Origin of the sequence: Actinoplanes subtropicus, from assembly GCF_000721705.1 — a bacterium.
Classification (GTDB): Bacteria; Actinomycetota; Actinomycetes; order Mycobacteriales; family Micromonosporaceae; genus Actinoplanes; species Actinoplanes subtropicus.
In genome coordinates this window covers 139,030-151,154 of sequence record NZ_JOJL01000027.1, presented here as the reverse complement: position 1 = coordinate 151,154, position 12,125 = coordinate 139,030, and the positions used below count along the sequence as shown (strand labels likewise).

The following is a 12,125-nucleotide window of genomic DNA, read 5'->3' as shown; positions in this document are numbered from 1 at the left end:
CTTCACGGAAAGAGTCGGTAGGGTGCCCTCCGTGTCTTCCTGGTTCCGTCGCCGCGACCACAACATCATTACGAACGCGACCTCGCTGCTTGTCTGCGGTGCGCTGGCCGGGGTGGTGGTGGCCGCCGCGGCCTTCCCGGCCGCCGCCATGTCCGGCCTCACCGTCGAGGCCGGCGGCAAGGCGTTCGATTCGCTGCCGAGTCAGCTGAAATCGTTCAGCTCCCCCCAGATCACCCGGGTCTTCGCGTCCGACAACAAGACGCAGATCGCGGTCATGTATGACGAGTTCCGCAGCGACGTGCCGCTGTCGCAGATCTCGGTCAACATGCAGAACGCGATCGTCGCCGCCGAGGACCGGAACTTCTACCACCACAGCGGCGTGGACATCAAGGGCACGATCCGCGCCTTCGTCAACGACCAGAGCGGCGGCGCCCAGCAGGGTGCCTCCACCCTGACCATGCAGTTGACGCGCATGTCGCTGGCCTACTCGGCGACCACCCCGCAGGAGGTGGTGGCGGCCACCGAGGACACGGCGAAACGCAAGATCACCGAGATGAAGTACGCGATGCAGCTCGAGAAGCAGATGACCAAGCAGCAGATCCTCGAGCGCTATCTGAACATCGCCCCGTTCGGCAACGGCGCGTACGGCATCTACGCGGCCAGCCAGATCTACTTCCAGAAGAACCCGAAGGACCTCGACATCGCCCAGGCCGCGCTGCTGGCCGGCTTCGTCAAGGCCCCGACCAGCTTCAACCCGACCACCACGTCGGGCTACCCGCAGGCGGTCGGCCGGCGGCACTACGTGCTCCAGGGCATGGTCACCACCGGCGCGATCACCGCGGCGCAGGCGGCGGCGGCCGAGAAGGAGCAGGTGCCGCACACGGTCAAGAAGACCGGCAACGGCTGCATCTCGGTCAACAAGAACGAGTGGGGCTTCTTCTGCGACTACTTCACCCGGTGGTGGCTCAGCCAGCAGGCCTTCGGCGCCACCACGTACGACCGGGAGCAGCGCCTCAACGACGGCGGCTACCGGGTCGTCACCACGATGGACGTCAAGACCACCGCGGCCATGCACAAGCGGATCTCCGAGCAGATCAGCAACGGCAACAAGGACGCGCTGATGCTGGCGGCCGTGCAACCGGGCACCGGCCAGGTGCTGGCGCTCTCGGCGAACCGCACCTACAGCCTGGACGACTCGAACAACCACCTGTCCTCGAACCCCGCCAAGCGGGACCGGGGCATCAAGGGCACGTACCCGAACACCACCAACCCGATCATCAGCGGCGGCGGCGACGTCGACGGCTACCAGGCCGGCTCGACGTTCAAGATGTTCACCCTGGTGACGGCCCTCAAGCAGGGCATCCCGCTGACCCATACGCTCACCGCGGGAACGGTGGCGAAGACGCACTACATCGTCGACCCGAGCAGCCCGGCCGCCTGCCCCGGCACGCACTTCTACTGCCCGGGCAACGCGGGCGAGAGCGAGGCCGGCGTCTACAACATGTGGTCGGCCTTCGGGCACTCGGTGAACACGTACTTCGTGCCGCTCGAGGAGGAGGTCGGCGCCGACAACGTGGTGCAGACCGCGGAGGACTTCGGCATCCAGTTCCGCGCCTCCAACGACGCCGAGCTGGCCAAGCCGGGCAACTCCGAGCAGTGGGGCGCGTTCACCCTGGGTGTCTCCGAGTCGACCCCGCTGGACCTGGCGAACGCGTACGCGACGCTGGCGGCCGACGGCAAGTACTGCGCGCCGACCCCGGTGAAGGAGATCGTCACGCAGGACAACGAGAAGATCGATGTCGGCAGCGCGAACTGCCGCCGGGTCGTCTCGCAGGACGTGGCCCGCGCCGCCGTCGACGCGGCCCGCTGCCCGGTCGGCGACTCGGCCCAGCTGGGCAGCTGCGGCGGCGGTGGCACGGCGCCCGCCGCGCACGGCGTCGTCGGCAAGCCGGTCTTCGGCAAGACCGGCACCACCGACAGCTCGAAGACGGCGGCCCTGATCCTCGGCACGACGCAGATCGTGGTGGCCGGTTACCTGGCCGACACGGACTGGCCGCAGACGACCCAGCACATGTCGCACAGCCAGGTCAACCCGGCGGTGTGGAACACGGTGGCCGACTACATGGACAACCGGCCGGGCGTGCAGTTCCCCAGACCGGGCGACACGAAGGTCGCGATCGGCGACATGGTGCCGGTGCCGTCGGTGTCCTGCACCGCGGTGGGCGACGCCCAGTCCGAGCTGAAGAACGCCGGCTTCACCCCGGTGATGGGCGGCCAGGTGGCGTCGAACTGCCCGGCGGGCACCGTGGCGGACACCCAGCCGACCGGCATGGCCTCGAAGAACACGGCGATCACCATGGAAATCAGCAAGGGCCCGGGCGGCGCCACCGCACCCAACCCCGGCAACGGCGGCGGCAAGAGACACGGCCACTGACGGACACGCGGTCGCCCGGGCAATGCGCCCGGGCGGCCGGCTAGGCCAGCAGCACCTTCGCCGCGTCGTGGTCGGCGCCGGTGGTGTGGGAGCGGTCCAGGCATTCCAGGGCCGTGGCTCGCATGGCGGCCCGCGCCACGAGGTCACCCTCGGCGTCGGCCACCGCCAGCCCGATCTCCGCCATCCGGGCCAGGTCCGACAGCGGCCGGCGGTGCAGCAGGAAATCGCGCAGCGCGTCGACGAGCTGCCAGGCGTAGCGGCGCGGCCCGTGCGCCGCGGCGTGCTTGATCGCGGCGGCCATCTCGCCCCAGGTGGCGTCGAACCAGGCGGCCGCCTCGGCCGGTGTCCGGCCCGCCGCCTCGCGTGCGCTGCGCAGATAGTGTTCGAGCAGGCGGATCCTGGCGGCCTCCCGGGCCTCGGCGCTCTCCTCCTCGAGCAGACGCTCGGTGGCGAACTCATGCACCAGGTCGTGCCAGGCGACGCGCTCGGGGCCGGTCCGCTTGAGGAGGTGGACCCGGGCCGCGGCGCCGAGCGCGTCCTCGAGGCCGGCCCGGTCCACGGCCAGGGCGGCGGCGATCGCGGCGACCGCCCGCCCGGTGCTGGGCAGCAGGCCGATGCTGCGGAAGACGGTCCGGGCGGCCGCGGGCAACGCCTGGTACGAGGCGTCGAGCGCCGCGCGTACGGCGGAATTCTCGTCGCCGTCGAGGCGCAGCTGTACCAGCCGGCCGCCGGCCGTCATCCGGTCGACGAACCGGCCGATGGCGCCGTCCGCGGTGTCCTCGTCGATGTGCGCCGCGGCGAGGCAGAGCGCGAGCGGAAGGTGGTCGCACAGGCCGGCGAGCCGGGCCGCCGCGTCCGGCTCGGCCGCCACGCGCTGCGCGCCGACCGCCCGGCTGAGCAGGTCGACGGCGCTGTCCGGGTCCAGCACGTCACAGGTGATCCGCGCGGCGCCGGCCATCGCCGTCAGGCTCGACATCCGGCTGCGGCTGGTGATCAGCGTCAGGCAGCCGGGCCCGCCCGGGAGCAGGTCATGGATCTGCCGGGCGTGCGCGACGTCGTCGAGGACGAGCAGGATCCGGCGGTCGGCCACCATCGTGCGGTACAGCGCGACCTGGCCGGCCAGGGTCGGCGGGACCGCGTCGCGCCGGCAGCCGAGCGCCTGCAGCAGCAGCGGGACGGCCTCGCGCGGGGTCATCGCGTGCCCGTGGTCGTCGAAGCCGCGCATGTCCAGCAGGATCTGGCCGTCGGGGAACCGCCCGGCGGCGGTGTGCGCCCAGCGCAGGGCCAGGGCGGTCTTGCCGGCGCCGGCCGGGCCGCTGACCACCACCAGGGGCCGGCCCCGTTCGAGCAGTGAGTCGAGCCGGCGTAGGTGCGCCTGCCGCCCGACGAACAGGGTGGTGGCGATCGGCAGCTGGCGTGGTACCGGGTAGGCGGCGGGCTCCGGCGCGGGCTCGGCGGGCGAAGGGGCAACCTCCACCGGCGGCGGGGGCCCGTCCAGCGCGGCGTCGCCGGCCAGCACCTGCTGGTGCAGCGACTGGAGTTGCGCGGTCGGCTCCACGCCCAGCTCGGCGGTGAGCTGCAGCCGCAGGTCGCGGAAGACGGCGAGGGCCTTGCCGCGCTGCCCGTCCCGGTACAGCGCTGTCATCAGCAGGGCGTGCGTACGCTCGCGCAGCGGTTGTTCGGCCACGAGGCGCCCGAGGTCGGCGATCAGCTCCCCGTGCCGGCCCAGGGCGAGCATGGCCTCGACGCGGCCCTCCTGGGCCTGGATCCGCAGCTCCTCCAGCCGGGCGGCGTGGGCCGCCACGAACGGCCCTTTGGCGCCGCCCAGCGGGGCGCCGCCCCACATCGCGAGGGCCTCGTCGTAGCGGGCCAGCGCGGTCTGCGGCCGGCCGGCGGCGGCCGCCTCCTGGGCCAGTTGGACGGTGTCCACGAACCGGTCCAGGTCGAGCCGGCCGCGTTCGTACCGCAGCAGGTAGCCCGGGGTCTGGGTGACGACGAGGTCGCCCAGCGGGTCACAGCGCCGGCGGATCTCCGAGACCAGCGTGCGGATCCGCCCCGCCGCGTTGCCCGGCAGGGGCAGGTCCCACAACGCCTCCGCCAGCCGGTCGACCGAGACCACGTGGTTGCCGTTGAGCAGCAGGACGGCCAGCAGCGACCGGTGTTTGCCGCGGAGCACGACCGGAGCGGAGCCGACTCGGACCTGGACCGGGCCCAGGACTTGAAACTCGATATCGGTTCCGACCTCGCTGTCGACGGTCACGGCCGCCGATCATGCCACAACCGATCCGCGATTCCCCAATTGACATTCAAGAGCAACAATGCCGCTAGGGTCTGTCCGGCCGGACAGACCCTAGTACGGGGCGCGGCCGCTGACCGAGCAGAGCGGGCGGCCGGCCGAGTGGAAGTCCGGGTCGTCCAACGCTCGTGCCAGGGTGTCCACCGCGTGGCCGGGGAAGCCGTGCTCGATCAGGCGCGGCCGGAACTGCTCGAGCGTCGCCCGGGCGTGCCGGGAGCCCGGCTCGCCGCCCCGCCAGGACCGGCACCAGGTGACCGCCTCGACGTCGACCAGCCCGGCGTCCCGCAGCAGCGCCGGTATCCGGGTGATGAACGTGCGGTCGGAACCCGACTCGTGGAAGAGCCGCTGCCGCAGGTGGACGTAGCGGCTCCACAGCTCGGCGACGTCGGCGGGCGCGGCCGGCGCGTGCAGCAGGTGCGCCGCCCGCTCCAGCCCGAACGGGTCGAAGTCCTCGATCAGGATCGTCCCGCCCGGCGCCAGTCGCTCGCACAGCGCCGGCAGCAGCGTTTCCCGATTCGGCAGGTGCGTCAGGACACACCGGGCGTGGATGACGTCGAACGGCCCCTCCGGCGGCGGCTCCCGCACCAGGTCGAGCCGCGCGACGGTGAGGCGTTCGTACGGTGGGATGTGCGAGACGTCGATGTCCACCGCGGTCACCGAGCCGCCCGGTCCGACCCGGTCGGCCAGCCACCGCGCCACGCTGCCGTTGCCGGCGCCGATCTCCAGGCAGCGGGCGCCGGCCAGCCGGCTCGACTCGGCGAGCCGGTCGCCGGTGAAGTCGTCGAACAGCCCGGTCAGGCCGCCCAGATGCGCGGCGCCGTGGGAGCTGGCGTTGTCCAGCGCGTAATTCGCCATTCCTGACCCCTGTGCGACCCGGGCGGGGCGGCCGGCGGCCGCCCCGCGTCACCGATCAGCTTGCCGGTACGAAGCTGAAGTCGGCGATCTTGTCCGGCGTCAGGCCCTTCGGCATCAGCCCGTTGCCCTGCAGAACGGCGATGCTGCGGGCGACCCGATCCTGGTCGAGGTGGCCGAGCGGCGCGCCGTTCGGCGGGGACGTGTACGGCTTCATCGCGTTGATCTCGGCGACCGCGGCCGGGATCTTTGCCGTCGGCTCGGCCTTGTTCAGGATGGCGGCCGCCTCGTCCGGGTGGTCCAGGGAGTACTGCAGACCCTTCAGGATCGCGCCGACGAACCTCTTGACCACGTCCCGGTCCGAGTTGATCAGCTCCTCGCGGGCGACGATGACGTTACCGAACAGGTCGCTGAGGTAGTCGCTGTACGGCATGACCACGACGTCCTGCTTGGCTGCCGTCTCGAGCGCCTTCTTGCTCAGCAGGAACGTGCTCAGCGCGTCCACCTGGCGCCCGGCCATCAGGCCGTTGAGGGCGGTGGTCTGCACGCCCTTCATCGTCACCTTGGTGGGATCCACGCCGGCGAGCTTGGCGTACGCCGGGAACAGCAGCTCGCTGACCGAGCCCGAGGCGGTCGCGATCGTCTTGCCGGTCAGGTCGGCGGGCTTGGTGATGCCGGTCGCCTTCGTCGTCATGATCGAGACCAGGGTCTGCTGGTGCACCGCGGCCACCGCGCGCCAGTCGGTGAACTTCCCCTCCCCGGCCAGCACCGTCGCGCCGGAGAAGTCCATGGCCGCGAACTGCGCCTGACCCGACTTGATCAGCGTGAGGTTCTGCGTGTTGCCGGCACCCTTCTGGATGTCGACGTCCAGGCCGGCGTCCTTGAAGTAGCCCTTCTCCTGCGCCACCCACGCGAAGGCGTCGCGGCCCACCGCGCCGAAGCCGGTCACGTACGTGACCTTCGTCAGCGAGCCCGAGTTCGCCCCGGTCTTCTTCGCGCCACCGCCGTCACTCGAACCGGAGCAGGCGGAGGTCGCCAGCACGGTTGCCAGCAACGCTGCCGCCAGCACGCCGAAACGTCTGTTCATCGACTGCCTCCTGAGATCCCGCCCGTCCGTCGGCGGAATAGTCCGTTCACACGCCCGGCCGAGTAAAGCGGCTGATAGCCCGTTTCAGACCTGATTTGCGTACGAACGGCGCCTCACGGGACGGTCCACGCCGGACGGCTTTCGGGGCGCCGAACGTACGCGATTCGGACGTCGCCCGCGTACGTTCGTCGCTGTCCACGCCGGAGTAACGGGTTGCCTCCGCGTGCTCGCGGATCGTGGACGGTTCGGCCGGCCGGGTGGGCATGCCTCCCGCCCCGCCGGCCGCGGCCGAGGTCGGGGCCGTCCCGCGTCATTCCGCCCCGACCTCGGCGTCCCGGCCCGGCCGTCAGAATTGTTTGGCCAGGTCGCGGGCCCGGGCGTGCGCCTGGCGACGGCCCTCGTCCGCGTCGGCCGTGGCCAGGTCGGGGCGGAAATGCACGGTGCGGATGTCGTCGACGCCGGCCCAGCGCAGCCAATCCTCGAGGTACGGCGCCTGGAAGTCGGAGCCGAAGGCGGGCCCGCGGCCCGGACCGTACACGGCGCTGGTGTAGATGACCGCGGCCCGCTTGCCGCGCAGCAGCCCGGTGTAGCCGTCGACCGGGTCGAAGCCGAAGACCAGGCCCGGCTGGCTCACCACGTCGATGAATTGCTTGAGGATGTACGGGATCCCGCCGTTCCACATCGGCACGCTGAAGACGTACCGGTCGGCCGCGTCGAAGCGGCGGAACGTGTCGACCGCGGCCGCCCACGCCGCACCCCGCGGCTCCTCGCCCGCGAAGAGCGCCATCTTGGCGGCCGCCGCCTCGGGCCCGAACGCCGGCAGCGTCCCGTCCCACAGGTCGAACTCCTCGACCGCAACCTCCGGCGAGACCTCCCGGAATGTCTCCAGAAACGTCCCGGCGACCGCCCGCGACTCGGACCGGTTGCCGCGCGGCGACGCGGCGATGTGCAGAAGCATTGCCCACTCCCTTGAACGACTTTGATGATGCGTGCGCACGCACATTATTTGACTGATGCGTGCGCACGCACAAGGTTTCGGTACGCTGCCGTGATGAGCGACACCGACGTGGCCGCCTGGGCCGCCCTGCTGCGGGTGCACGCGGCCCTGGTCCCGCTGATCGACCGGGAGCTACAGGCCGCCTGCGGGCTGCCGCTGACCTGGTACGACGTACTGCTGGAGCTGAACTCCGCCCCCGACCGCCGGCTCAACATGAGCGACCTGGGCGACGTGGCCTTGGTCAGCCGCACGAGGGCCAGCCGCGTGGTCGACCAGATGGTCGCCGCCGGGCTGGTCACCCGCGAGCCCAACCCCGACGACCGGCGCTCGGCGTACGCGACGATCAGCGAGGCCGGGCGGGCGAGGCTGCGCGCCGCCGCCCCGGCCTACCTGGCCTCCATCCGGCGCCACTTCACATCACGAATGACCCCGGCGGAGTCGGCCACGGTGGCGGCCGCCCTGCGAAAGGTGCTGGCGGATCCGCCCGGCGATTCCGATCAGGCGAGCGCGGTCCCGCCGGCGGTTTGAACCGGTCCGGGCGTGCCGTATGTTCACGGCAACAGCTGGCCATGCCTCGCGCAGTGATCCTTGAACGCCTCGCGGATCAAGGTCTCCACATGAGTGACCTGTTGGGCTCCCGGACGGACGGTCTGCTCCCAGATCCGCCGTCTCGCGTTCAGATACCGAGCGACCCGGACAGCATTGAGATTCGCGACAAAAAGCGTGTGGCGGGTCCCCAGATCCGCGTGCAGCCCTTCAAAGCCTCGCGCCTGGCCCAGTTTCAGATTCGACGTATAGAATTTGCACTCGATGGCGAGCAGCGATCGGCCCCCGCGGGGCGCCACCTGCTGGCCCCGGGCGCGATCAGCCTCTTCCTGCGATAAAACCAGGACGTCACACTCGTGCAAGACGCGTGAGCGCCCCTGAACTCGGACGCCGACATGTGCCTCCAAGGTAGGCGCACCGGGAAAGTCGATGACGGCATGGGTGTAGGGAAGAGCCGTCGAGTAAATCATTCCGGGGCTCGTCCGGAAAACGAGATTCGTCGTCGGCGTACCGTCCACCGTGGCGTAGCTGACCGTTGCCTGGGAGTCTCTTGCGACGGAGACAACCAGCGACAAGAGGTATGCCTCGTAGATGTCATGAGCCTCGGCAGCGCTCGCGTAGGGGGTGCCGGTGGTGCGCAGGAGCCGGCGGACCTCGCCCAAGAGATCATCTGCCGTCGTCAAGCCGCACCTCGTCCTTGAGCCGGTCCAGCACGGCGACGAGTGAGTCGCGATACTCGGGGTCTTCCTCCAGCCGGCGTCCGGATGGCGCGACCGCCTCCAGCCCCGCGCGCTCTTGCCGGCCGATCGACTCGGCACGAACTTGGTCGTCCTGATCGGAAGCAGTGTCCGTTATCTCGCTGACGAACTTGACCGTGACATCCCCGAGCTGAGCCCCCGCGGCCTCGGCGAGGTGGACTCGTGTCGACACTACCGCGGCCGGCAACTCGGCAATGACTCGTTGCGTGGACTCGATCGTCAGCAACAGTCGTTCCCGGGCGGAATAGGGGCGCACGGTGATGCCCGTGTCAGAGTCCGCGCGTGAGCCGCCGGCGCTCCCCGCACGAAATCCGGGCTCGGCCAAGACGTATTCCACATCGACAGCGTCACCCATCGTGCCTTGATAGTGCACAGTCTCCCGTTGCCGCCGCCGGCGTGGCCTCTCGATGGTCTTCTCCTGCAGGATGCCCTCAGTCAGAGCATCATCCACGCTGGCCAGGACCCACCCGAGCCCGTTCTCGGTCAGGAGCCCGCGAAGCTCGCGTTCAACGTGGACAAGTTCTTCCGGACCCACCCGCACCCCCATGCGTTCTGTCGACCGGCTTCTCGGCCGGCAGCGGCAGGATACGCCGAGTCGCAGCCCCCGTACGCCCCGGGAGTTACCCGGACTGTGTCGAGGACGGCGGAATCAGGCGGGTGGGCCGTCGATGAGGTGGCCCTGGCGGGCGATCTGGTCTTCGAGGGCCGCCTGGTAGTCCTCGGCGAACTGGGCGAGTTCGTCGATCTGGTGTTCGGCGGCGGTGCGCTTGCCTGCCAGTTTCGCGGCCGCCTCGGTTTGGTGGCGGCGTACGGATTCCTCGATGTCGTTGACCTGCTGGTGTGCGTCGCCGACCAGGCGCTCGGCCTGCTGCCGCGCCTCGGCGAGCAGCGTCGTCGACTGTTCGTCCGACTCGTGCAGGCAGTTGTCGGCGGTTCGCTGCGCCATCGCGAGGTACGGGGGCAAGCCGGCGGGGGAGACGGAAGCGGTGACCGAGGTGGCGGACTGCCGTGCCTCGTTCAGCCGGCCCTGCGCCTGGTCCGCCTCGCGGACGGCCTGGTCGCGGGCGAGCTGGGCGCGGTCGAGGGCGGCGGTGGCCGCGGCGAGCTCGACATCGGTGGGGGCGGCCGGCGCCGCGGGGGAGTGGAGGCGGCGCTGCAGCAGGGCGTTCTCCTCCAGGAGCCGGATCATCTCGTGGGTGACCTCGTCCAGGAGCGCGTCGACCTGTTCCTCGTCGTAGCCGCGTTTTCCCAGCGAGGCCTTTGCGAACTCCGCATTGTGGATCTCGGCTGGCGTCAGCGGCACGGTGCTCCTCGGTTCGGCGGATGGGCAGGCGGGCACACCCACTGTAGGCGGGGCGCGGGGAAACGGCGCGGTGAAGGGCGTCACCCGAGCTCCTTGACCCAGCTGATGAAGTTGGCCGTGGCGTCGCCGGTTCGTTCGGCCATGGTGTGGCCCTGGCCCCAGACGGTGGCGAAGTCGACCTTCCGGACGCCGTAGCCGGCCAGGGCGAGGGCCAGGTTGACCTCGGTCGTGTTGGCGGTGTCGCCCTGCATGATGCCGGTGCGGATGCGCCAGTGCGGGGCGACCTCGGCGCTCTGGCAGCCCGCGTACGAGGCGTTCAGGAAGTACAGGGCGTTGTACCGCACATACCGAACCGCCGCCTTCAGGTCGGTCACGCCCCACGGCGCGTTCCCGGTATAGGCGGACGTGTTGCTGTCCTTGCCCCGCATACCGGCGTGCACGAGCCGCTCGGCGATCTCCTCGTTCGACCGGCCGAGGGCCACCAGCCGCAGCACCTCGCGCTCCCGGTCGGTGAGCGTGGCCAGCGCCGGCGGGGGAGTCAGCGGGGCCTCGGCGGCCGGCGAGGTCAGGAAGCGGTCGATGAGCCCGCGGGTGGCCCGGGGCGTGAGCAGGGCGTCGCCGGCCGCGGTGACCCGGATCGCGCGCAGCAGTTCCCCGGGGTCGACGTCCTTGCTGAGGAATCCGCTGGCCCCGGCCCGCAGCGCGGCCAGCACGACGTCGGCATGCGTGTCGCGGGCGAGCGAGACCGTGGCCGGCGTGGCGGTCCTGGGCGACTCGCATGACCGCGCCCACCGCGCTCAGCAGGCCGATCGCGGCGCCGGCGAGCCAGCCGCGCAGGGCGGGGCTGGGCGGCTGGCGGAACGGCATGCACCTACCGTACGGGCGGTATACCGCGGTCACGTCCGGCATCGGTGGTATCCCGCGCTACCACTGAAGTAGTAGCCGCCGCCCGCAGGTGGCCGAGGAACCGGGTCACCGCGGGCGGCCGGGTGCGGCCGGGCAGCGTCGCCGCGTAGACCTGCCGGATCGACTCGTCGTCGCGGTGCAGGCGCAGCAGCGCGATCCCCGGCGGCACCCGGCTCGCGGCCAGGGCGGGCAGCAACGCCACGCCCAGCCCGGCCGCGACGCAGCCCAGCTTGCCGGTCCAGTCGGCCGCGGTGATCTCGATGCGCGGCCGGAAGCCGGTCGGCAGCGAGGCCCGCAGCAGGGTCTCCTCGGCGGTCGCGCTGCCGGCGATGAACGCGTCCTCGGCCAGGTCGGCCATCCGGACCGTCCGGCGCCGGGCCAGCCGGTGACCGCGCGGAACGGCGATGAGCATCCGCTCGTCGAGCAGGTGGTGCAGGTCGAATCGGGCCCGATCGAGCGGCCCCGCGGGCGACGAACTCACCACCGCGACATCCGCGTCTCCCGCGGCGAGCCGTTCGAGCAGGCGCGGCGTCAGCCCCTCGACCAAATTCAAATGCACTTGTGGGTACGCCTGGCGAAAGCTCGCCAGCGCGGCCGGTACCAGCGCGGCCACCGCGGTCGGAAAGGCGCCGACCCGGAGCCGGCCCGTGCCGACCGCCCGGACGTCGGCCACCGCCCGCCGCGCGCCGTCCAGACCGTCGAGCATCTGCGACGCGTACGGCAGAAGCGCGCGACCCTCCTCGGTGAGCGCAACCCCGCGCGGCAGCCGGTCGAAGACCGGGCCGCCCAACTCCGTCTCGAGCACCGCGATCTGGCGGGAGACCGCCGACTGGGTGAACCCGAGCCGGCGCGCGGCCGCCGTGATCGACCCGAGGTGCGCGACCGTGCGGAACACCTCGAGCAGCTGGGTATCCATGACCGCCAAGCATGCCAGCCATGCTCGACA

Annotated in this window: 11 protein-coding genes; 2 read left to right on the top strand and 9 right to left on the bottom strand. The window is 71.2% G+C overall.

Annotated elements, in window-relative coordinates:
* Nucleotides 1-31: 31 nt before the first annotated feature.
* The gene (locus IH26_RS0134165) at nt 32-2,434 is read left to right on the top strand and encodes a transglycosylase domain-containing protein (RefSeq protein ID WP_034216569.1); all 2,403 of its coding nucleotides are present in this window, start codon (nt 32-34) and stop codon (nt 2,432-2,434) included.
* A gap of 40 nt (nt 2,435-2,474) precedes the next feature.
* On the opposite strand, the gene IH26_RS0134160 is transcribed toward IH26_RS0134165, so the two are convergent.
* The 4 genes from IH26_RS0134160 to IH26_RS0134145 all read right to left on the bottom strand — a co-directional run bounded on the left by IH26_RS0134160 (nt 2,475) and on the right by IH26_RS0134145 (nt 7,627).
* Nucleotides 2,475-4,694 carry an AfsR/SARP family transcriptional regulator gene (locus IH26_RS0134160; protein WP_051809004.1) on the bottom strand — a complete coding sequence of 740 codons (2,220 nt, stop codon included), beginning with the start codon at nt 4,692-4,694 and terminating at the stop codon, nt 2,475-2,477.
* Between the two features lie 90 nt (nt 4,695-4,784).
* Nucleotides 4,785-5,585, bottom strand: coding sequence for a class I SAM-dependent methyltransferase (locus IH26_RS0134155; protein WP_051809002.1), 801 nt, complete (start codon nt 5,583-5,585; stop codon nt 4,785-4,787).
* Nucleotides 5,586-5,640: 55 nt separating this feature from the next.
* A complete protein-coding gene (locus IH26_RS0134150) occupies nt 5,641-6,669 on the bottom strand; it encodes an ABC transporter substrate-binding protein (protein WP_030440392.1) in 1,029 nt (342 codons plus the stop codon).
* A gap of 346 nt (nt 6,670-7,015) precedes the next feature.
* Nucleotides 7,016-7,627: an FMN-dependent NADH-azoreductase gene (locus tag IH26_RS0134145; RefSeq protein ID WP_030440391.1), complete on the bottom strand. Its 612-nt coding sequence runs from the start codon at nt 7,625-7,627 to the stop codon at nt 7,016-7,018.
* Between the two features lie 93 nt (nt 7,628-7,720).
* On the opposite strand from IH26_RS0134145, the gene IH26_RS0134140 reads away from it, so the two are divergent.
* The gene (locus IH26_RS0134140) at nt 7,721-8,194 is read left to right on the top strand and encodes a MarR family winged helix-turn-helix transcriptional regulator (protein WP_034216568.1); all 474 of its coding nucleotides are present in this window, start codon (nt 7,721-7,723) and stop codon (nt 8,192-8,194) included.
* Nucleotides 8,195-8,217: 23 nt separating this feature from the next.
* Here IH26_RS0134140 and IH26_RS0134135 read toward each other — a convergent pair whose 3' ends face one another.
* From IH26_RS0134135 to IH26_RS0134115, 5 genes are all read right to left on the bottom strand, one after another.
* Complete coding sequence (locus IH26_RS0134135) at nt 8,218-8,895, bottom strand: hypothetical protein (protein ID WP_157437526.1); 678 nt, start codon at nt 8,893-8,895, stop codon at nt 8,218-8,220.
* Nucleotides 8,879-9,517 carry a hypothetical protein gene (locus IH26_RS0134130; RefSeq protein ID WP_030440388.1) on the bottom strand — a complete coding sequence of 213 codons (639 nt, stop codon included), beginning with the start codon at nt 9,515-9,517 and terminating at the stop codon, nt 8,879-8,881. Before IH26_RS0134130 ends, IH26_RS0134135 begins: the two co-directional genes overlap by 17 nt.
* 102 nt (nt 9,518-9,619) lie before the next feature.
* The gene (locus IH26_RS61555) at nt 9,620-10,273 is read right to left on the bottom strand and encodes a DivIVA domain-containing protein (RefSeq protein WP_030440387.1); all 654 of its coding nucleotides are present in this window, start codon (nt 10,271-10,273) and stop codon (nt 9,620-9,622) included.
* Nucleotides 10,274-10,353: 80 nt separating this feature from the next.
* Nucleotides 10,354-10,986 (bottom strand): LuxR C-terminal-related transcriptional regulator, encoded by a 633-nt coding sequence (locus IH26_RS64285; RefSeq protein WP_051808999.1) that lies wholly within the window; start codon nt 10,984-10,986, stop codon nt 10,354-10,356.
* Nucleotides 10,987-11,144: 158 nt separating this feature from the next.
* Complete coding sequence (locus IH26_RS0134115; RefSeq protein ID WP_051808996.1) at nt 11,145-12,095, bottom strand: LysR family transcriptional regulator; 951 nt, start codon at nt 12,093-12,095, stop codon at nt 11,145-11,147.
* Nucleotides 12,096-12,125: the final 30 nt, after the last annotated feature.